The following is a 21,098-nucleotide window of genomic DNA, read 5'->3' on the forward strand; positions in this document are numbered from 1 at the left end:
GGGCCCTGTCGATTGAGAGAACGACAGGGCCTCTTTTTTTATATGGGACATCTTCTGGTGGCATCCTTCGACAGGCCTTCGATCAGCCCTGCACATTCCTTCGGGAGACCTTCGGCAATTCTTCGGCTAGTCGTCGGAACAGCTACGTAACAAGGTGCAGACATCGTCGGAACAGCTTCGACTATCCTTCGGGATTTCTTCGACACTCCTTCGACTGAGCTTCGACAATCCTTCGACTGGGCTTCGGGAAAAAGCCAATGAGCAGTCGAACAATTGTCGAACAGCTGCCAAAGAAATCCCGCAGCAGTCCCGTCCTTGTCTCGAAGCTGTCCCGTCCCTGTTCAGAAGCTGTCCCGAATAATACCCGATAAACATCCGAAGCCGGGCCAATCCAGAGTCGACGCGCTAGCGAAACACAGCCGAACGGAAGAACAAAAAAAATCCCCCCTGCAAACAGCAAGGAGGATAAAATTAGAATATGACGATGGTTAGTTTCTCTTTTTGAAAGCATCTACACCGCTCTGTAGAAATGCCTTGTATTGTTCAACATCGTAATTAGCGCCGCTTTGAGGAACCAGTACCTGACCATTTGGATCAACGATGACATACAAAGGCTGGGAATTGCTGTTAAATACAGCGGCTTGGAAGTCGCTGTTTTTATTTCCTATAGTCTTTATTTTTTTATTACTGTACTTGGAAACAAACTGCTCATTGACTGGTAATTCGGTTTTATCATCCACAAATAATTCAGCCATAACAAATTCCTCTTTCAACAATTTAGCTACTCCGGGATCTGTCCATACGTTTGCCTCCATTTTACGGCAGTTGACACAATTCCATCCCGTAAAGTCAATCAATACAGGTTTGTTGAGTTCTTTCGCTGTTGCTAAAGCCTGATCATAGTCGTAGTAAGGATCAAAGCCTTTTGGTGTACCACGCTCATGGAATATCTCGGCATATTTTTTTACCTTACCGTCCGTATGGGCTGCCGTACCGCTGCCAACTCCCGAAGACAGGTCAAAGTCCTGCGTTGCAGATGGCGGCAAAAAGGCTGAAATAGACTTCAAAGGCGCCCCCCATAAACCCGGAATCATATACACAACAAAAGAAAAAACAACAATGGCTAAAATGGTCCTTGGAACAGATAGAAATTTAAGCTCACTATCGTGGGAAAACTTAATTTTACCGATCAGATAAAGTCCCATCAAACCAAACACGGCGATCCATAAAGAAAGGAATACTTCCCTGTCCAACCAATTCCAATGATAAGCCAAGTCCACATTCGATAAAAATTTCAGAGCCAATGCCAATTCCAAAAATCCAAGTACCACTTTTACACTGTTCAACCAACCGCCCGATTTTGGCAGTGATTTAAGCATTGATGGGAACATGGCAAATAAACCAAATGGAATAGCCAAAGCAATGGAGAAGCCCAACATACCGATGGCCGGGCCTAATCGCTCGCCTTTTGACGCCGCTTCCACCAACAGTGTCCCTATGATCGGACCGGTACAGGAAAAGGATACCAGCGATAAACTAAAGGCCATAAAAAATAGGCCGATGAGCCCACCTTTGTCTGACTTAGCATCCATTTTATTAACGAAAGAACTGGGCAAGGTAATTTCAAATGCACCAAAGAAAGAGGCCGCAAATACGACCAGCAACAAGAAGAAGATAAAATTAAAAATTCCGTTGGTTGAAAGTGCATTGAGTGCATCAGAACCAAAGGCAATGGTAATAATCATCCCTAAAGCAACATAGATCACGATAATAAAGAGACCATATAAGAGGGCCTTGCTAATGCCACTGGCGCGACTACCAGACTGCTTGGTGAAAAAACTCACCGTCAAAGGAAGCATCGGAAATATACAGGGCATCAATAAGGCCGCAAAGCCCCCAACCAAGCCCGCGATAAAAATACTCCACAGTGATTTTTTACTGTTTTCAGTAGATTCTTCCACCTTATTGGTCGCAACAACCGTTTTGCTTGAATCAACACTTGCTGTCATGGTATCGGGTGACTCTTCGAATGATAAAGAATCCGGACTGATTGTTCCGTCCGTAAATTCCAGACCTTCCGTGCTAGCTGTACTATCCTGTTGCGCAAACATAGCAATAGGAAAGATAAGCAGGAATAAAAGGGTTAATAATTTAAAATTAGTTTTCATCAGCGTATAATGTGTTTTTCATAATTTATTTGTCTGGAGACTGATTATTTGTTCTGCTGTAAATAAAACCCGAGGAGCAATATACTCCCCGAGTTAACTATAAACATATGAAACTAAATCTTATTAGGCTCCAAATACTGGATTCGGTAGTCTACATATTGGTTGAAAGCCCAGAAAATTAACATCGCTGGATAGATATCCTGGTTTAACAGGTTCTTCTTTTACCAGGTCCGTGCTTAAATATTTCTTATTGTCATCACATAATAGCGTCACAACGACTGCTTCCTCCCCCAGCTCCTGCTGTAACTTAATCGCTCCGATAACATTCGCTCCAGAGGAAATCCCAACAGCAAGCCCCAGTTGTCTTGATAATTTTTGGGCCATAATGATTGAGTCACCATCGTTGGCACAGACCACTGCATCAAGTTCATCCAGATCAACGATAGCCGGGATAAATTCATCAGATATACCCTGAATACGGTGTGAACCTACTTTATGTCCTGTCGTTAAAGTTGGACTTTCCGCTGGCTCCAAGGGATGTACACGAACATTTGGATTTGCTTTCCGTAAACTACGTCCTACACCCATAACAGTTCCACCGGTGCCCACTCCCGCGACAAAAGCATCTGCCACCAAACCCTGCTCCTCCAATTGTTTCACAATCTCATAGCCGGTTGTTTTCTCATGCGCTTCTGCATTATATTGATTCTCAAACTGACGTGGCAGAAATACACCACCCGCCGCCGCGAGCTCTTCACTTAAACGAATACTTCCTAAAAAGCCACCTTCTTCTTTGCTGATCAACTGAATATCCGCCCCCATACTTCTGATAATATCGGTACGTTCCTTACTTAGCCAGTTTGGCATGACGATCTTTACCTGATGCCCTAGTGCTTTACCAATAGCCGAAAAAGCAATTCCGGTATTTCCGCTCGTCGCTTCGATTACAACATCCGTTGGGCGGATCTGGCAATTCATATACGCTTTATACAAGATGTATAGCGCCATCCTATCTTTGATACTACCTGTCAAGTTGTAATTCTCACATTTTACAAATACCCGACCTGGCTTACCTTTGTAGGTATACTGCAATTCCAACATGGGGGTATTCCCAACCAGTCGCCACAAATGCTTAAATCTTTTGTCCAACGCAGGGGATAAACATGCACTTAGTAATTCTTGTTCCGCCATTTTTATATAAATGATTATTCTGTAGCAAAATTGAATAATAACAAGATATTATTCAATACATAACCATTATTTCAAGAAAAATTCAATAAACACACACTAATAACAATAAATTATTCAAACAAACATTGTAATTTTGCAACAACACCGAAAATATTCAGATTATGGAATTGGACGATATTGATCTAAAATTATTACGCCTATTGCAGCATGACGCTTCATTAAGCAACAAAGAACTCTCCTTCGAATTGAATAAATCAATTGCGGCAGTACATGAAAGGGTAAAAAAATTAAAAAGACTGGGTTATATAAAAAAAACAGTGGCAATCCTTGACCGGCATAAAATCGGAATCGGACTGATTTCGTTTTCGCAGGTATTCCTCAAAGCACATACCTTCGAAGTGCTTAATGAATTTGAAAAAGAAGTGGCGAAATTTCCTGAAGTGATGGAATGTTATCAGATGGCAGGTTCTTATGATTTCATGTTACGTATTGCGACCAAAGATATGGATGCCTATCATATTTTCTTACGCCATCGGCTTGCAGTATTACCTCAGGTCAATACAGTACAGACGTATTTTGTGTTATCGGAGACAAAGAGCGAAACAGCCTATCCGCTGTAATCGAGGACATCTGATCCAAAAATAAAACGACGAGGTATTGATTTAACATAAATCAATACCTCATACATATTATTGAATTTAATCGAACAATAGGGTTCCGGTTACATTCCAGCTGCTGAAACTCGTACCTTCGGGTGCACCCTGCGGGATCTGCACCTGTAATTTGTAATCCCCAGCTTTTAAATCGCCCAGATCGATATAAATTGGTGGAGTCACTGTTCCCGGACACCAGTTAGAGCGGCTCAGATCTGATGAAGACAATCCAGTAGCAAAATTACCCGAAGCAGGATTGGACAGACGGTAAGAACCGCAATCATTGCGCCAAGGTGTATATTTAAACAGCAAGGCGTCGTTTAGAAAGATGCGGTTTTCCTTAGGAACGAATTCATCACCATTGCCCCAGCCGCCATGACCGGTCGTAATATAACGTAACTGTACATTTTTAGCATCCTGATCCAAGTGAAACGACAAGGTCAACCCTTTCTCTTTATCAAACATAGATCCATACTCCTGTCCCCCCATTTCCATCACATTGGTTGTGGTAAATAACGACATCGCCTTTTTCAGATTTCCTTCCGGTCCCTCTTCAAACCCTGGATGAATGGTCAGCTCTACACTCACCTCGTGACCGTTCTTATCATAGTTACCAATGAAAGCCCCCACGTACACTTCCTGTTCACTTAACATTCCCGCGAGCTCGGACACATCCTGTCTATAAAGCACAGAATCCTGCCAAACCTTATCCTTTAACTGAAGATAGTTAAACTGCTTAACACCAAAGGGTGTAAAAAAACGCATCAGCTCAACAATCGGCTCAAAAGTTGCCGTTCTTACCACGCCTTGATAACTCTTTCCATTTCCATTTTCATACTTCGGCAGGGTCGACATACCGTTTTTCATCCCATCCAGAAAACTCTGTGCTTTATTCGCCGGGATAATAAAAACGGACCCCGTACGATCGTATGCATCACCTTTAGACTGTTCCACAAGCTGAACGAACACATTATCACTAGGTTTTATTTTCGGTATTTTGACTTTCTTGACAATGACTGTCCCGTTGGCAAAACGTAGGATTGAATCTGATTTGGTATCATCTGAAAAACGAATGCGTTCCTTTTGAAACACCGGAAGTTGAATGAAACGGTTTTTCCAGATAAGATCTTTATAGGAAAGTTCGTCATAACGTTTCTCGCTTCCTTTTAGTTTCAATTGCTCCGGGATGGTCTTGACTTTCTCGACCTTCGTGGCGAAAGTCCGTGTATTGCCATTTCTGACGACCTCCAAAACCAGCCCTAGATCTTGCCCCAGTTCGCTAGGAGCAGCTTTTATACCTAGTTTGTCTGTATACCATAATTCCAATTTATTGGAGTTGATACTCGTTTCCACTTTTTTACAAGGATACCCCAAGATGGTCTTAGTTTCGTTCGTCGGGGTGAATTTCTGCTTAGAGAGCGCCAAAGAATCTCTTGTCAGGATAAGGGAACCATCTTTCAGTTTCGCAATTTTTAGCAGGGCATTTCCAACAGACCGCTCCACCAGTACACGTTCGTATGGCGGTAATAATTGTCCCTTTATATCTTTTTCCGAGCTCACGTAAGTTTCATTTGCATTGGCATACACCAGTACCCCATTCTGATTAGCGGGTGTATTCCCATTAAAACTCTGATTATACTGGATCATATAGCTCGTTAGCTTCTGCGCATAAGAGGACAATGACAGACATAAAATGGAAACAAAAAGGATATTTTTCTTCATCGTATACATATTGGATTAAACACAAAAATAAGAAAGGCTTTAGGAATTCCTAAAGCCTTTCTTATTTTATGCTAAAACGTTTATTTTATCAACCAGATATCCAAAAGATAAAAAACCGCAAAGATTACCGACGCATAGCCATTGGTCGTCATAAAATCGCGGTTTACCCGACTTAAATCTGTCGGGGAAAATAGCGTATGCTGATAAATCAGCAAGGCACCGTAAAAAACCACACCTAAATAATAAATCCAACCAACAGACATTAAAAATGCCGGTATTAAAACAAATATAAAAGACAGCACATGCAAAATTTCCGATACGCGCATCGCTCCTTTGGTTCCCAGCCACACTGGAATGGAGTTTAATTTATTGGCGCGGTCAAAGGCTTCATCCTGCAAGGCATAAATAATATCAAATCCACTCACCCAGGTTAACACAGCAAACCCATAAAGAACAGGTACAGTTGCGAACTGCCCTGTAATCACAAGATATGCCCCGATAGGCGCCAGCCCCAATCCCGCACCTAATACCAGATGGCATAAGGGGGTGATACGTTTTGTATAGGAGTAAAAAAGCACCACAAAAAGCGCAATCGGAGATAACATAAAACACAGGGAATTTATAAAATAAGTCGCCGTGACAAAAAGTAAGCAATTGACAATGGTAAAGATCAAAGCATTGCGGGCCGAAATCTTCCCCGCGGGAATATCCCGCATGGCTGTTCTGGGATTAATGGCATCAATATCACGGTCTAAATACCTATTGAAGGCCATAGCGGCATTTCGCGCCGTTACCATGCACAATAACATCAACAGCAATAATTTCCAGGAGAAGGTATATTCAGTGGTGTGCAGCGCCAAAAAGAAGCCAATCAGGGCAAATGGCAATGCAAACACGCTATGGGCAAATAATACTAAGGAAAGATACTTCTTCATGAGGCGATCTTAATTACACTTTCAAACGTTCAGCATCCTATCCCCGACAATGATCCGATTGACGAAGCCCGTATGTTGAACGTTATCTACTTATTAATTACTTAAAACGGCATTCTTTCTTCCGGCTCTGGTGCCACAAATCGACCATTGACCTCATCGATGGTTTCCAAAATTGCTTCATGCCCCACTTTCTTCTCAGCGGAGGTCAAAAATATCGGCGGCACCTCCTCAAACCATTGCAACAGCGATTTTTTAAATTTCGCAATGTTCGCATCAGATTTCACAGCTGATTGTTTATCCGCCTTAGTAAAGACGAGCATAAAAGGCAAACCGCATTCACCAAGCCAATAACAGAAATCAAGATCGATTTTCTGTGGTTCGAGGCGACTGTCAACCAAAACAAATACACATTGTAAATTATCTCTATGTGTAAGGTATCTGCGAATGAATTTCTCCCATTCATTTCGACTCGTTTTGGACGCTTTCGCGAATCCATAACCGGGTAAATCGACCAGATACCAGGTATCATCTATGATAAAATGATTGATCAACTGAGTCTTACCAGGTTTCTGAGAAGTCTTGGCAAGCCCCTTCTTATTTGTCATGGCATTGATCAAAGAAGATTTACCTACATTAGAACGGCCTATAAAGGCGTACTCAGGCAAATTTGGCGCAGGTAATTTGTCAACTCTCGTGTTGCTACACACGAATTCGGCTTTTTTTACTTCCATGGAACAAAGGTACATTAAATGAAACCGTTTGACAAGGTTTACTCCGCTTCTATACGATAAAAAAACTTCAACCGCCAATCTGTAACATTTAACAGCAGACAGATACTAATAGTCAAAATAAACAAGTGTATATTTGATAGCAAGCGATATATGCTATTTTTCCATAGAGAATTTAATTAAACCTTAGAAAAGATGTTACTCGAAATCAATCATGTCACCAAGGATTACGCCAATCACCGGGCATTGGACGATGTGTCCCTCCAGATTCCAAAAGGAAAGATTTTTGGCTTACTGGGACCAAATGGCGCGGGAAAAACATCCCTGATCCGCATCATTAATCAGATCACTGCACCTGATTCCGGTGAAATTCGCTTTAATGGGGAACTGTTAGGTCCACAGCATATTGGGCAGATAGGCTATCTTCCGGAAGAACGCGGTCTCTACAAGAAAATGAAAATCGGGGATCAGATGCTTTATTTGGCGCAACTGAAAGGGCTTTCAAAAAAAGAAGCTTTACATCGTATAAAAGATTGGTGCGAACGACTTGATATAACTTCATGGTGGGACAAGAAGATTGAAGATCTCAGCAAGGGAATGCAGCAGAAGGTGCAATTTGTGGCCACCGTTATTCACCAACCGCAATTGATTATCCTTGATGAACCCTTCTCAGGTTTTGACCCAGTGAATGCCAATATCATTAAAGAACAGATCCTGCGGTTAAATGCTGAAGGTGCTACAATTATCTTCTCCACCCATCGCATGGAAACGGTAGAAGAGCTCTGCGATCATATTGCCTTGATCCACCGCTCCAAGAAAATCCTGGATGGTCCCGTACAAGATATCAAGAAAGACTACAGGAACCAAACCTATACCTTGGAATTTACCCCCAATGCAGAAAGCATTGACATCAGCAATGAAAGTCTATTTAAAATTGTCAGCTCATCACAAAAAGAAGATATTTACAAGGCTACTATTCAGCTAAATAAATATATTAATATAAACAACGTATTAACATCTTTATTACCAAAAATACAGCTTAATCAAATCATCGAGCTTGTCCCTTCCATGGCAGATATTTTTATCCAGAAGGTTACTGAGGCCTCACCTTTATCCCCAGATCATGCATAAGATATTACTCATCATTCAACGGGAATATCTATCCCGAGTCAAGAAAAGATCATTCATTGTGATGACTTTCGCGGTCCCGCTTTTCTTTTTTGCACTGTATGCAGGTATGTTTTACCTGACAAAAAAGAGCTTTAAAGATGCCCATACAGAAGTCTTTATCATTGATCAACAGGGCGACTTCGCCAATAGGCTTCAAAGCAATAAAAATGTAAGCTACAAGAAGAGTCAACTACCCCTTCAACAACAAAAACAACGCCTGGCCCAAGAGCAAACCAAACAGGCAATCTTATACATCCCTCAAGATATCCTGACGACACAAAAGGCTGAATTGATTACCAGCGGCAAAACAAGTTTTGTCACGCAGGAGATTATCAGTGGTCAGTTGGAAGACATCATTCGGGAAAAGGAATATAAAGCCAAAGGGATAGACCTCAAGCTGATCCAGTCCATTAAACCCAAAGTAGCACTTGATGCCAAAGAAATTACCGTCGACGGTGAAGAAAAAAACAGCAACACAGCCATAGCCATGGGGATTGGCGTCGCCTTGGCTATTTTGGTTTACCTGTCTCTCTTTCTCTATGGCGCACAAGTCATGCGCGGGATCATTGAAGAAAAAAGCAATCGCATTATAGAAGTTATTATATCTTCTGTAAAGCCCTTTCAGCTTATGATGGGTAAAATTGTTGGGATCGGTATGGTTGGCCTTACACAATTTGTGATGTGGCTTGTACTCACGCTAGGGCTCTTTCTTGTGGCTACTACATTATTTGTCAATCCACAAGACATACAGGAAGTCGCCGCCGGCCAGCCTGGAGCGGCCAATATGGGAACAGTATCCAAAGCAATGGGACAAGGTGGTTCTGCCGCTATTCTCGCTTCAATCCAAAGTTTCAATTTCACCGAGGTTATTGTATTCTTCTTTCTGTTCTTTATAGCAGGTTACCTCCTCTATAGTGCTATATTTGCTGCTGCGGGCTCTGCCGTAGACAACGAAACCGAGGCCAATCAGTTTTCCATGCCGATCACCATGCCCCTATTGTTAACGTATATTCTCTCTTTCGGAGTTATCATTAACGATCCCAATGGTCCAATTGCCACCTGGCTGAGCTTTATTCCATTTACATCCCCCATCGCTATGCTGGTCCGCATTCCTTTTGGTGTCCCTTTATGGCAGATATTAACTTCATTGACCTTGCTTATTTTAACCTTTCTATTGGTCACCTGGATAGCTGCACGTATCTATCGTGTGGGGATATTGATCTATGGAAAGAAAGCCAGTCTCAAAGAAATCATCAAATGGTTTAATTATAAAAATTGATCGGACCGATCAACAAGGCATATAAAGAAGCGAAGGCTAGATTGTATTGTACAATCCAGCCTTCGCTTGTTATCAACCCAACTGTCAAAACCTCAGTTCAAACAGCTCCATAAACCTACTTTTCTTTCAGTATGACAACTACAGGGCAAATGGTTTAATATCTAATATTGAACTTCTGAAATACAAAATGCCATAACCAGATCGGACCTATCAATAGAAATTGCATAAACTGCTTTCCAGTAATTGCCTTTTTCTCTTTTCTTTTACCGAGAAACAGTGCGACTAACGCCAGCAATGCGATCGCCAAGCATACCCAAATTACCGCAGGACCGCCATTTTTTTGTACGTATTCCAACTGAACAATAAAAAAACTCATTGCACCGATCGAGAATAAAATGGCATAAGACAAGGTTGCCGATAATTTCAGGTAAAAATAGATGACAATTGCAATAAAGAAAGAACCCCAGTTCAGGAAGGTATGCCAATTAAGCTTCACCAAAAATTCAAACTGTGGAAAAGGAATCATCCAAATACAGCCCATCACACCGAAGAATAACAGCGGCAAAAAGATGATCTGAATAATACGATTGGTTGGGTCTTGAAAATTAGCATTCAATTCCTCAAAATAGGTATCTACTGGACGTTTCGGTTCTACTTCCTGAACTTTCTTCTTTTGTTTCATTCGGCAAATTTAATAAATATTGATCTGCATAAACCGCTGAGCGGGATAATATTCTCATTTTTTTGGTCTGTCGCTTGTCATTATATGCTTTCTTCGACCTTTAACTGGCAATCTCCTATCCAATTACGTAATATTGCAACATGAAGTCTTACAAACATATCTTATTTGATCTCGATGGCACCCTGACAGACCCTGCGGAGGGCATCACCAAATGTATCGCGTATGCACTCGAAGCAAAAGGGATACATACGCCTGATTTAAATAGCCTGAAGCCCTTAATTGGCCCTCCATTGAAAGATACGTTCATGCATACCTATGGATTTGATGAAAAGGAAGCGCTGGCTTGTGTAGATAAATACCGTGAGCGCTTTGCAACTCAGGGCTTATATGAGAACCTGCTCTTTGATGGCATCCCCGAATTGCTGGAAGGGCTTAAAGCTAAAGATTATAAGGTATACTTAGCGACCTCAAAACCCGAAATTTTTGCACATAAGATTTTACAGCATTTTGCAATCGACAGTTACTTCGATTTTGCTGGCGGAAGCGCATTGGACGACTCCAGACCGACCAAGACAAGTGTCATCCAGTATGTATTGAACGAAACTGCCCTAACGGATCCCCAGCGCTGTATTATGATCGGGGACCGCAAGCATGATCTAATCGGCGCCCGGGAAACAGGCATGGATGCCATCGCTGTGCTTTATGGCTATGGCAGCGAGGAAGAACTTATGAAAGAAAGGCCAACCTATCTGATGCATAGCGTATATGATTTAATTGATTTTTTTGATGCATAAATAAGCTTTCGGCAGGAATAACTATTCCGCGCTGGGTACCTGCTGATATTAAAAGATACAGCAACAAAAAACCCCAATCAATGATTGGGGCTTTTGCTATACTGATTATCTACGATCCTGGATTATTTTTCCAGGGCTCTTCGATAAACTATTTCGCGTAAGATACGGATCTCGTCTCCCGGATGACAGTCACTTTAATCTGACCTGGATAAGTCATTTCAGTCTGTATACGGTTTGAGATATCAGCTGCCAATATTTCTGATTGTGCATCGGATACTTTTTCACTCTCCACGATGACGCGTAATTCACGACCGGCCTGTATCGCAAAAGTTTTCTCGACACCAGGGTAAGATAGTGCTAAGTCTTCAAGTTCTTTCAAACGTTTGATGTAGCTTTCGACAACTTCACGGCGTGCTCCAGGGCGTGCTCCTGAGATAGCATCACAGGCTTGTACCACAGGAGAAATTAAGGCTGTCATCTCAATTTCATCGTGGTGGGCACCAATGGCGTTACAAACATCTGGGTGCTCTTTATATTTTTCAGCCAATTGCATACCTAGAATCGCGTGTGGCAATTCCGGATTATCATCAGGCACTTTACCAATATCATGCAATAGTCCAGCACGTTTTGCATGTTTTACATTCAATCCCAACTCAGCAGCCATTGTTGCCGCAAAATTGGCAACCTCACGGGAGTGCTGTAGAAGGTTCTGACCATAAGAAGAACGGTAACGCATACGTCCCACCATACGGATCAGCTCCGGATGTAATCCATGAATACCAAGATCAATAGCTGTACGTTCACCAATCTCAACAATCTCGTCTTCAATCTGTGTCCGTGTTTTTGCTACAACCTCCTCAATACGAGCCGGGTGGATACGGCCATCCGTTACAAGACGGTGTAAAGCCAAACGGGCAATCTCACGACGTACTGGATCAAAACCAGAAAGGATAATTGCCTCCGGTGTATCATCCACGATGATCTCTACACCTGTTGCAGCTTCCAATGCACGGATATTACGACCCTCACGACCGATAATACGGCCTTTGATCTCATCATTTTCGATATTGAAAATGGAAACGGTATTTTCGATCGCAGATTCAGTAGCTGTACGTTGGATCGTTTGGATAACGACTTTTTTCGCTTCTTTCGTCGCGGTCAATTTTGCTTCGTCCACAATATCCTTGATCTGAATCATGGCCTGGGAACGGGCTTCCTCGCGCAATGAATCCACCAATTGGTTTTTAGCTTCGTCAGCTGTAACACCAGCGATACTCTCCAATTGCTTGATCTGTTGTAATTTTAAAGCCTCAACTTCTTCGGATTTCTTTTCATTAAGTTCAACCAACTTATCCAATTGCTTCTTCTTGGCATCCACCTCCTGCTTATCGCGGTTGATGCTCTCCAGCTTTTGGTTAATAGATTGTTCTTTCTGTCTCAACGTATTTTCCTTTTGGTTGATGGTGTTGTTACGTTGATTTACCTCCTTTTCGTGTTCGGATTTTAATTGAAGGAATTTCTCTTTAGCCTCCAAAAGGCGTTTCTTTTTAATGTGTTCTCCTTCCTGCTCTGCATCTTTTAGTATGCTATTTACCTTATCTTTGGCTTCCTGCTCTTGTTTTTTGAATAACAGAACCAACAGATAACGACCTATAAGTACACCAACAATCAGAGGAATTATAATATAAAGTGCGACGTCCATGTATGTATAATTGTATTATATATGTTTGTTTTTATTAATTATTAAAATTTCAATAGAATAAATCTCTCCAGTATTTTGAACCGGGCAGAAGCTGGTTTAATAGCTTTGATATCCCGATACACTCCTTTTCCTTGGGCCACCGATCGCATCAGACCGGATTTACAGGCTAAATGCAATCAGGTCCTGGCAAATGATGACTTCATCACAAAAAAAAACCGCAATTAAATTTAAACAGGTCTCATGTATTATTAAACTTCGTGATTACATAATTAGGCTTAGATTATGACCCAGATGGCTTTCGCAAAATGGCCTATATCTTTTTGCGCCTGTAATATTGAAGCGTTAAGTTTAAAATAGTGACAACCCGAATTTAATTGCGGCAAATTCGTCGTTTTAAGCTCTAAATATAAAGAACGTAAATTTATTTGTTAAAGAAATCCGTCAACAACTGGTCGAGCTCCTGTACTGAGTTTTCCAGCCCCACTTCGTGGTTCTGGGACTGCCGCTCCGCATTTAACATTCGCGTAGCGAACTGCAATACACACATGGACAACAAATCCTGTTTATCTCTCACAGTATAGTTTTCCTGCAATTCCTTTACCTTTTCATTTATCAATTTCGCAGCATGTCGAATCACTTCCTCCTCCGCGCTTTCCACCCGTAGGGGGTAAACACGATCTGCGATATTTATTTTTATGGAAATCTCTCCCATTTCTTTGAGCTTTTTAACGTTGTATTAGTTTAAATTCCGATGATCTCCAAATTCCAACTACTTCAACAAACTAATACATTTGTCTATTTCTCGCACAAAATCGTTAATTTTTTGTTTTGTGTCAAGTATTTTTTCATTAATTGCTTCCTTATCCGTTTCCGAATCCAAGGTCCTGGCGACGGCCAGTGCCTTGACTTTCTCTTCCAGCTGCTTGCTTTTATCGTTGCTCGCATCGAAAGCCACTTTTAAGGATTGTACCTCTAATTTAAGCAAATCATTCTCTTCTTGCAAGACTTCGCACATTTGAATTAAGTTTTTCGTTTTCTCAACGATCAGATTCATTTGTGAAGACAATGTTGCCATAGCGTAAATCGAATATTACCAATTAATGTTGTATCTCTAATTAACCACGCACCTCTGCGTTTAGTTCCTTCTCAAAATTAACAATTAATTTTTGAACTATCGCATCAATTTGTTTATCGGTCAATGTTTTTTCTTCATCTTGCAAGATAAAGCTCAGAGCATAAGACTTTTTCCCTTCCGGAATTTTATCACCTTTATACACGTCAAACACATTTACTTCTTTCAGAAGCTTGCGTTCGGTCTTTTGCGCGACAAATTGTAGCTTATCGAAGCTCACATCTTCATCAATCAACAGGGATAAATCACGTCGTACAGCAGGGAACTTGGACACTTCCTTGTATTGAATGTTATTCTTGCGAATAATTTTCATCAGGACATCCCAGTCAAAATCGGCAAAGAAAACCTGTCCTTCCACATCTGCTTTTTTCAAATTGGCGTTAGCTACCGCTCCAAATGAAACCAGCCGTTTCTGGCCTTTCATATAACTCAGTCCGTAAGCAAAATGATTGCCCGGTGCATCTTGGATTTGGATCCCCTCAATCTTGAGACGTTTGATAATGGCATCAACTGCAGCTTTCAGATGATAGAAATTGACATGACCTTTTTTACTATTCCACTGTTCGGCTTCTTCCCGGCCTGTTATTGCAAAAGTCAAATGCTGCGTTTCTTTATACCCCTCTCCATCCAATGCATAGGTTTTGCCAAATTCGAAGAATTTCAGATCGAAATTTCTTCGCTTCTGGTTATATTCAATGGCATTCAAGACCGAGAACAACATATTTTGACGCATGGTATCCAAATCCGAACTTAAAGGATTGAATAATTTTACTGCCGTCTCGCTATCATCTGCATAATCAAGCTTTGTCAGCGAATTCGCCAATATTTCGCGGAATCCATTACCGATCAACAGATCCGCCAATTGATTCAAGACAACTTCTTTATCTGGTTTTTCGACCGTATTTAAAGAAGCTTTGATCTGGGATTTTAGCTCAATGTTATTGTAGCCATAAATCCGTAGGACCTCTTCTACAACGTCTACTTCACGGGTCACATCGACACGGTAAGCCGGTACTAAAACCTCAAGTCCCGTTGCTGTTTCCGAAGCAACCTCTATACCCAGGGCAACAATAATTGACTTAATTTCCTCATTCGGAATGGCCTGCCCGATCAATCTTACCACATTCGCATAACTGACGTGGAATGAAAATGGTTTGATTTCTACCGGATATTCATCTTTTAACGTAGAAGAGATCGTGCCGCCTGCAATTTCCTGAATCAACAATGCCGCGCGTTTTAACGCCTCTACCGTAATATTAGGATCTGTACCGCGCTCGAAACGGAATGAAGCATCGGTTTTTAAACCATGTCTTTTGGAAGTCTTACGTACCGAAACAGCATTAAAGTAAGCCGATTCCAAAAATACATTTGTTGTTTCTGTTGAAACACCCGAGTAAGCGCCACCAAAAACACCCGCAATACACATCGGTTTTTCAGTATCTGCAATCACAAGATCTTCTGCAGAAAGCGTCCGCTCCGCAGCATCCAGGGTCACAAATTTTTCCCCTTCTTTTGCCGTACGGACAATTACTTTATTACCGGCAATCTTATCTGCATCAAATGCATGCAATGGTTGCCCAAGATCATGCAAGATATAATTGGTAATATCAACAATATTATTGATCGGACGTACACCGATTACATTTAACTTTTCTTTCAACCAGTCCGGTGATTCAGCCACCTGCACACCGGAAATATTGATTCCACTATAACGTGGGCAGGCTACAGCATCTTCAACAACTACTGTCGTCCCTGCCGCTTCCGCAGCCTGAAATGCCGAAACATCCGCTTTTAGGATATCCGTACGGAAATAAGCAGCGATATCACGCGCCACACCCAAATGGGATGCTGCATCCGCACGATTCGGTGTAAGACCGATTTCGTAACGGTAATCATCCTGAATATTGAAATGATCTTTTACCAATGTTCCTACCGCAACATCAGCAGGCAATTCAACGATACCGGCGTGAGATGTTCCCAAACCGATCTCATCTTCACCACATAACATACCTTCGGATACTTCACCACGAATTTTAGATTTGGTAATCTTAAACGGCTCTCCGCTCAGTGGATGGCATGTTGTCCCTACTGTTGCCACAATTACCTTCAATCCGGTGCGGCAATTAGGTGCACCACATACGATATTCAATAATTCACAAGCGCCTACATCCACTGTAGTAACGCGTAATTTATCGGCATTTGGGTGCTGTTCACAAGTTTTCACCTCACCAACGACCAAACCGTCCAACCCTCCTGGGATACTCTGTACAACATCCAGTGCTTCTACTTCCAATCCTGTATTTGTCAGAATCAAAGACAATTCCTCTGCTGTCGAATCTATATTAACGTGTTGTTTTAACCAATTATATGAAATGTTCATCTCGAATTTGATTTGATGCACAAACTTAGATAAATTTGACTTTGTATGCAATTATAATTGCGCAGTATATCAATTTATCCTTATTGGCACATACATAAAAAATAAATCTACCCCATCATGAAAAGTTCAGCCCTCCTATTGATTGTTCACTTTGATCCGCTATCGAGAGCTAAAAAGATAGGGCCCTATAGCTGTCCTTATTTCATTCTTTTTTAAACGAATAATGCCCCTGATTTTTTAATCAAAATTCAATCATTTCCACCAAAATAATATGTAACTTTGTGCTTTAATTTGAAGAACGTTCAAAACAAACATTTATAATGATTCATTTCTTTGAGAACCCATCGAGCACCGTATATGGTGTTCAAAGCGTAAACTCTTTATCACAAGAAGACATTACTAAACTCAACTGGCTATTCGGCAACGCCAAAAAACTCGACGACCAAACCCTTAACCATTACTTTGTAGGCCCCCGCGCAGCGATGGTCACTCCCTGGAGTACCAATGCCGTAGAAATCACACAGAACATGGGTATCCAAGGAATTGTTCGTATCGAAGAATTTCAACCGGTACCAGCAGATTTCAATGATTTCGATCCAATGATTTCGCAAAAGTTCAGTATGTTGACGCAAGACATGTACACGGTCAACATTACACCGGAACCTATTTTGGAAATTGAAGACATTGATGCCTACAACAAATCCGAAGGATTGTCATTAAATCCGGAAGAAGTAACCTATCTAAACAACCTTGCCGCCAAATTGGGCCGTCTTTTGACTGACTCCGAAGTTTTTGCTTTTTCACAAGCCAACTCCGAGCACTGTAGACATAAGATTTTCAATGGTACTTTTATCATTGATGGTGAAGAACAGCCTACTTCCCTATTTAAATTAATTAAGAAAACATCCGAAACAAATCCTAACGAGATTGTTTCCGCTTATAAAGACAACGTAGCCTTTATTAAAGGCCCACGGGTCACGCAGTTTGCCCCTAAATCGGCCGACAAACCTGATTTTTACGAGGAGAAATCCTTTGACTCGGTCTTATCCGTAAAAGCCGAAACCCACAATTTCCCGACAACTGTAGAACCTTTCTCAGGTGCTGCCACAGGATCTGGTGGTGAAATCCGCGACCGTATGGCTGGTGGTCAAGGTGCCATTCCTTTGGCGGGTACTGCAGTATATATGACGGCTTATTCCCGTTTATTACAAGACCGTCCCTGGGAGAAAGCCATGCCGGAACGTCAGTGGCTCTACCAAACACCTGTAGATATCCTGATCAAAGCTTCCAATGGAGCGTCGGATTTCGGAAATAAATTCGGCCAACCCCTGATTACAGGATCTGTTTTGACCTTCGAACACGAAGAAGAGGGCCGTAAACTTGGTTATGACAAGGTCATTATGCAAGCAGGTGGTGTCGGTTATGGAAAATTGGATCAAGCGAAAAAACATACCCCTAAAACAGGGGATAAAATCGTCATCTTAGGTGGTGAAAATTACCGTATCGGTATGGGTGGTGCAGCTGTCTCCTCAGCAGATACCGGTGCTTTCGGTTCGGGTATAGAACTGAATGCAATCCAACGTTCCAATCCTGAAATGCAAAAACGTGCGGCTAATGCTGTAAGAGGTTTGGTTGAGTCTGATCATAACCCTATTGTTTCTATCCATGACCATGGCGCTGGTGGACACTTAAACTGTCTATCTGAATTGGTGGAAGAAACAGGTGGCCTAATCGATCTTGACGCGCTTCCTGTAGGCGACCCTACCCTTTCGGCAAAAGAAATCATCGGTAATGAGTCTCAGGAAAGAATGGGGCTAGTGATTGCCGAAGATGATATCGCAACCCTCAAACGCGTCGCTGACCGCGAACGTGCACCGATGTATACGGTAGGTGATGTCACTGGTGACCATCGTTTTACCTTTGCCTCCAAAAGCAATGGCGCAAAACCAATGGATTATGCCTTAGAGGACTTTTTCGGTTCGTCACCAAAAACGTTTATGCGTGATAAAACCGTAAAACGCAATTATGCAGATCTTAGCTATGACGCAGCGAATATTCCAAGTTATTTAAATCAGGTTTTACAGTTGGAAGCTGTGGCTTCCAAAGACTGGTTGACCAATAAAGTGGACCGTTGCGTGGGCGGTCGCGTTGCCAAACAACAATGTGCCGGTCCATTGCAATTGCCTTTGAATAACGTCGGTGTCATGGCACTGGACTACAAAGGAAAAGAGGGTATTGCCACAACAATAGGTCATTCTCCGGTAGCAGCATTGGTTGATCCAGCTGCGGCAAGTAAAACGGCTATTGCTGAATCATTATCGAATATTGTATTTGCACCGATCAAAAACGGCCTTGCAGGCATATCATTATCGGCCAACTGGATGTGGGCAGCAAATAACGAAGGCGAAGATGCGCGACTTTATCAAGCGGTCAAAGCCTGTTCAGATTTTGCCATTGCTTTAGGAATCAATATTCCTACCGGAAAAGACTCCTTGTCGATGAAGCAAAAATATCCAAATGGTGAAAATGTTATCGCCCCTGGTACATTGATTATATCAGCAGCAGGAAATTGTACCGATATTACCAAAGTAGTTGAACCTGTCTTAAACAAAAACGCAGGCTCCATCTACTACATCAATCTATCAAAAGACAGCTTCAAATTAGGGGGTTCCTCTTTTGCGCAGATTGTCAATAAATTGGGTACGGAAGTTCCTACCATCCAGGATGCAGATTATTTCAAAACGGCATTCAATACCGTTCAGCAATTAATCAACGATAATCAGCTCGAGGCAGGTCACGATATCGGGTCAGGTGGTTTGATCACGACCCTTTTGGAAATGACATTTGCCGATGTGAATTTGGCTGCAAATTATGACCTTTCGGGATTAAATGAGTCCGATGCTGTAAAAGTGCTGTTCAGTGAAAATATCGGGCTTGTGCTACAGGCTAAAGATGATACTATTTTCGAGCAAGCGGTTCAAAAAGCTGGCATAGATGCTGTGAAAATCGGTCAGGCAGTTGCAGGAAGCACAGTGACCATCAAAAACAGAGCGGAAACCTTCAGCTTTGATGTTGCGGCAACACGTGATATCTGGTCGACCACTTCCTTCCTATTGGATTCGAAACAATCGAAAAATGGAACTGCACAACAACGTTTCGATAACTATAAAAATCAACCTTTAACGTTTACCTTCCCAAGTCAGTTTAATGGCAAAAAACCAGTGATTGATGGAAGTAAAGCCCGTCCGAAAGCAGCAATTCTTCGGGAGAAGGGTTCCAACTCAGAGCGCGAAATGGCTAATGCGATGTTCCTAGCCGGTTTTGATGTGAAGGATGTTCATATGACAGACTTGATTTCCGGCCGTGAGACATTGGAAGATATCCAATTTATCGGTGCTGTCGGTGGATTCTCTAACTCAGACGTACTGGGTTCGGCAAAAGGTTGGGCCGGAGCATTTCTTTACAATGAGAAAGCGAAAAAGGCATTGACCGATTTCTTTGCACGCCCAGACACACTTTCGGTTGGTATCTGTAATGGTTGCCAGTTGTTTATGGAATTGGAAATGATCAATCCAGAGCACGAGATTCATGGTAAAATGTTGCACAACACCTCAGGAAAACATGAGTCAAACTTTGTTTCCGTAAAAGTTCAGGAAAATAACTCCGTGATGCTTTCTACATTGGCAGGAAGTACATTGGGTGTTTGGATTTCACATGGTGAAGGAAAATTCAGTTTACCTTATGCAGAAGAACAATACAATATTGTCGCAAAATACGGTTATGAACAATATCCGCACAACCCAAATGGTTCGGACTACAATACCGCAATGATCTGTGATAAGTCTGGTCGCCATTTGGCAACAATGCCACATATCGAGCGTTCGATTTTCCAATGGCATTGGGCAAACTATCCAAAAGGACGCCAGGATGAAGTTTCTCCTTGGTTAGAAGCATTCGTCAACGCCCGCAATTGGATTGACAATCACAGCAAGTAAAAGCAACAAGATAAAAGCTCCTTCATCTATGAAGGAGCTTTTTTTTAGATATCCCTTTTGTATCCGGGTTTGTTCATCATATTGTCCAGGGAGTATTTTCCAGATCCCATGACCATAAAAAAGATTAACAAAAAGAATACGACTATAGAAAGCCACAATTCGGAATTCACATAACTAAAGCCATTGGTGATGTTGACAAAGAAGACAGCCCCCACCAAGACAGGCAACAACAATAGGGAAGCCAAGCGGGTTTGAAAACCCAAAATAAGGAATAAGCCACCAACCAAATGCGTGAATACCACGTAATGAACAGCGCCCCAAACCGATAGGTGAAAACTGCTTTGTTCGATCATATGCGCAACCACTTGCCTGTCGTTTACAAAGGTTATACCCTTGGCAAAAATCATAATGCCCAGAGCAATTCTTAGGTAATCAATCCATTGTGGGTGATGGACATTTCCCCAATGCTCAATGCGATGTATCAGGTTCATAATATACCTCCTTTTATAGATGGTTATACTGCTATAACAAACGAATCACAAAAAAGTTGTTGCACTTTATTATTTT

The 21,098-nt window shown here is 41.8% G+C and carries 17 protein-coding genes; 5 read left to right on the forward strand and 12 right to left on the reverse strand.

Annotated features, from left to right (window positions below; genetic code table 11):
- Nucleotides 1-38: 38 nt before the first annotated feature.
- The 3 genes from ACK8HY_RS07040 to ACK8HY_RS07050 all read right to left on the reverse strand — a co-directional run bounded on the left by ACK8HY_RS07040 (nt 39) and on the right by ACK8HY_RS07050 (nt 3,359).
- A complete protein-coding gene (locus ACK8HY_RS07040; protein ID WP_416133211.1) occupies nt 39-206 on the reverse strand; it encodes a hypothetical protein in 168 nt (55 codons plus the stop codon).
- 282 nt (nt 207-488) lie between these two features.
- Nucleotides 489-2,168, reverse strand: a complete 1,680-nt coding sequence (locus ACK8HY_RS07045) for a protein-disulfide reductase DsbD family protein (protein WP_416133212.1) — start codon at nt 2,166-2,168, stop codon at nt 489-491.
- Between the two features lie 123 nt (nt 2,169-2,291).
- Entirely contained in the window at nt 2,292-3,359 is a 1,068-nt protein-coding gene (locus ACK8HY_RS07050; protein WP_416133213.1) for a PLP-dependent cysteine synthase family protein, read from the reverse strand.
- A 158-nt stretch (nt 3,360-3,517) separates the two neighbouring features.
- On the opposite strand from ACK8HY_RS07050, the gene ACK8HY_RS07055 reads away from it, so the two are divergent.
- Entirely contained in the window at nt 3,518-3,979 is a 462-nt protein-coding gene (locus tag ACK8HY_RS07055) for an Lrp/AsnC family transcriptional regulator (protein ID WP_104381061.1), read from the forward strand.
- Between the two features lie 78 nt (nt 3,980-4,057).
- Here the strand turns inward: ACK8HY_RS07055 and ACK8HY_RS07060 are convergent, their stop codons facing one another.
- The 3 genes from ACK8HY_RS07060 to yihA all read right to left on the reverse strand — a co-directional run bounded on the left by ACK8HY_RS07060 (nt 4,058) and on the right by yihA (nt 7,400).
- A complete protein-coding gene (locus ACK8HY_RS07060; protein WP_416133214.1) occupies nt 4,058-5,734 on the reverse strand; it encodes a PNGase F N-terminal domain-containing protein in 1,677 nt (558 codons plus the stop codon).
- Nucleotides 5,735-5,814: 80 nt separating this feature from the next.
- Nucleotides 5,815-6,669, reverse strand: coding sequence for a UbiA-like polyprenyltransferase (locus ACK8HY_RS07065; protein WP_077432711.1), 855 nt, complete (start codon nt 6,667-6,669; stop codon nt 5,815-5,817).
- A gap of 101 nt (nt 6,670-6,770) precedes the next feature.
- Nucleotides 6,771-7,400: a ribosome biogenesis GTP-binding protein YihA/YsxC gene (gene yihA / locus ACK8HY_RS07070; protein ID WP_416133215.1), complete on the reverse strand. Its 630-nt coding sequence runs from the start codon at nt 7,398-7,400 to the stop codon at nt 6,771-6,773.
- 192 nt (nt 7,401-7,592) lie between these two features.
- Here yihA and ACK8HY_RS07075 point away from each other — a divergent pair, with 192 nt between their 5' ends.
- Nucleotides 7,593-8,528 (forward strand): ABC transporter ATP-binding protein, encoded by a 936-nt coding sequence (locus ACK8HY_RS07075; RefSeq protein WP_077432709.1) that lies wholly within the window; start codon nt 7,593-7,595, stop codon nt 8,526-8,528.
- Complete coding sequence (locus ACK8HY_RS07080; protein ID WP_077432708.1) at nt 8,521-9,846, forward strand: ABC transporter permease; 1,326 nt, start codon at nt 8,521-8,523, stop codon at nt 9,844-9,846. The genes ACK8HY_RS07075 and ACK8HY_RS07080 overlap by 8 nt, the downstream gene beginning before the upstream one ends.
- Before the next feature lie 154 nt (nt 9,847-10,000).
- Here ACK8HY_RS07080 and ACK8HY_RS07085 read toward each other — a convergent pair whose 3' ends face one another.
- Nucleotides 10,001-10,528, reverse strand: a complete 528-nt coding sequence (locus ACK8HY_RS07085) for an Mpo1-like protein (RefSeq protein WP_077432707.1) — start codon at nt 10,526-10,528, stop codon at nt 10,001-10,003.
- Nucleotides 10,529-10,668: 140 nt separating this feature from the next.
- Between ACK8HY_RS07085 and ACK8HY_RS07090 the strand changes: the two genes are divergently transcribed.
- Entirely contained in the window at nt 10,669-11,322 is a 654-nt protein-coding gene (locus tag ACK8HY_RS07090) for an HAD-IA family hydrolase (RefSeq protein ID WP_416133216.1), read from the forward strand.
- 148 nt (nt 11,323-11,470) lie between these two features.
- On the opposite strand, the gene rny is transcribed toward ACK8HY_RS07090, so the two are convergent.
- From rny to pheT, 4 genes are all read right to left on the reverse strand, one after another.
- The gene (gene rny / locus ACK8HY_RS07095) at nt 11,471-13,024 is read right to left on the reverse strand and encodes a ribonuclease Y (RefSeq protein WP_077432705.1); all 1,554 of its coding nucleotides are present in this window, start codon (nt 13,022-13,024) and stop codon (nt 11,471-11,473) included.
- A 421-nt stretch (nt 13,025-13,445) separates the two neighbouring features.
- On the reverse strand, nt 13,446-13,736 hold the full coding sequence (locus ACK8HY_RS07100) for a cell division protein ZapA (protein ID WP_077432704.1): 291 nt from the start codon (nt 13,734-13,736) through the stop codon (nt 13,446-13,448).
- A gap of 57 nt (nt 13,737-13,793) precedes the next feature.
- Nucleotides 13,794-14,099, reverse strand: coding sequence for a hypothetical protein (locus tag ACK8HY_RS07105; protein ID WP_077432703.1), 306 nt, complete (start codon nt 14,097-14,099; stop codon nt 13,794-13,796).
- Nucleotides 14,100-14,139: 40 nt separating this feature from the next.
- Nucleotides 14,140-16,536, reverse strand: a complete 2,397-nt coding sequence (gene pheT / locus ACK8HY_RS07110; RefSeq protein ID WP_416133217.1) for a phenylalanine--tRNA ligase subunit beta — start codon at nt 16,534-16,536, stop codon at nt 14,140-14,142.
- Nucleotides 16,537-16,856: 320 nt separating this feature from the next.
- Between pheT and purL the strand changes: the two genes are divergently transcribed.
- On the forward strand, nt 16,857-20,531 hold the full coding sequence (gene purL / locus ACK8HY_RS07115; RefSeq protein WP_416133218.1) for a phosphoribosylformylglycinamidine synthase: 3,675 nt from the start codon (nt 16,857-16,859) through the stop codon (nt 20,529-20,531).
- A 44-nt stretch (nt 20,532-20,575) separates the two neighbouring features.
- On the opposite strand, the gene ACK8HY_RS07120 is transcribed toward purL, so the two are convergent.
- On the reverse strand, nt 20,576-21,022 hold the full coding sequence (locus tag ACK8HY_RS07120) for a DoxX family protein (protein ID WP_077432700.1): 447 nt from the start codon (nt 21,020-21,022) through the stop codon (nt 20,576-20,578).
- Nucleotides 21,023-21,098 lie beyond the last annotated feature (76 nt).

This window comes from Sphingobacterium sp. NGMCC 1.201703, assembly GCF_047784615.1.
In the GTDB taxonomy this organism is placed as follows: Bacteria; Bacteroidota; Bacteroidia; order Sphingobacteriales; family Sphingobacteriaceae; genus Sphingobacterium.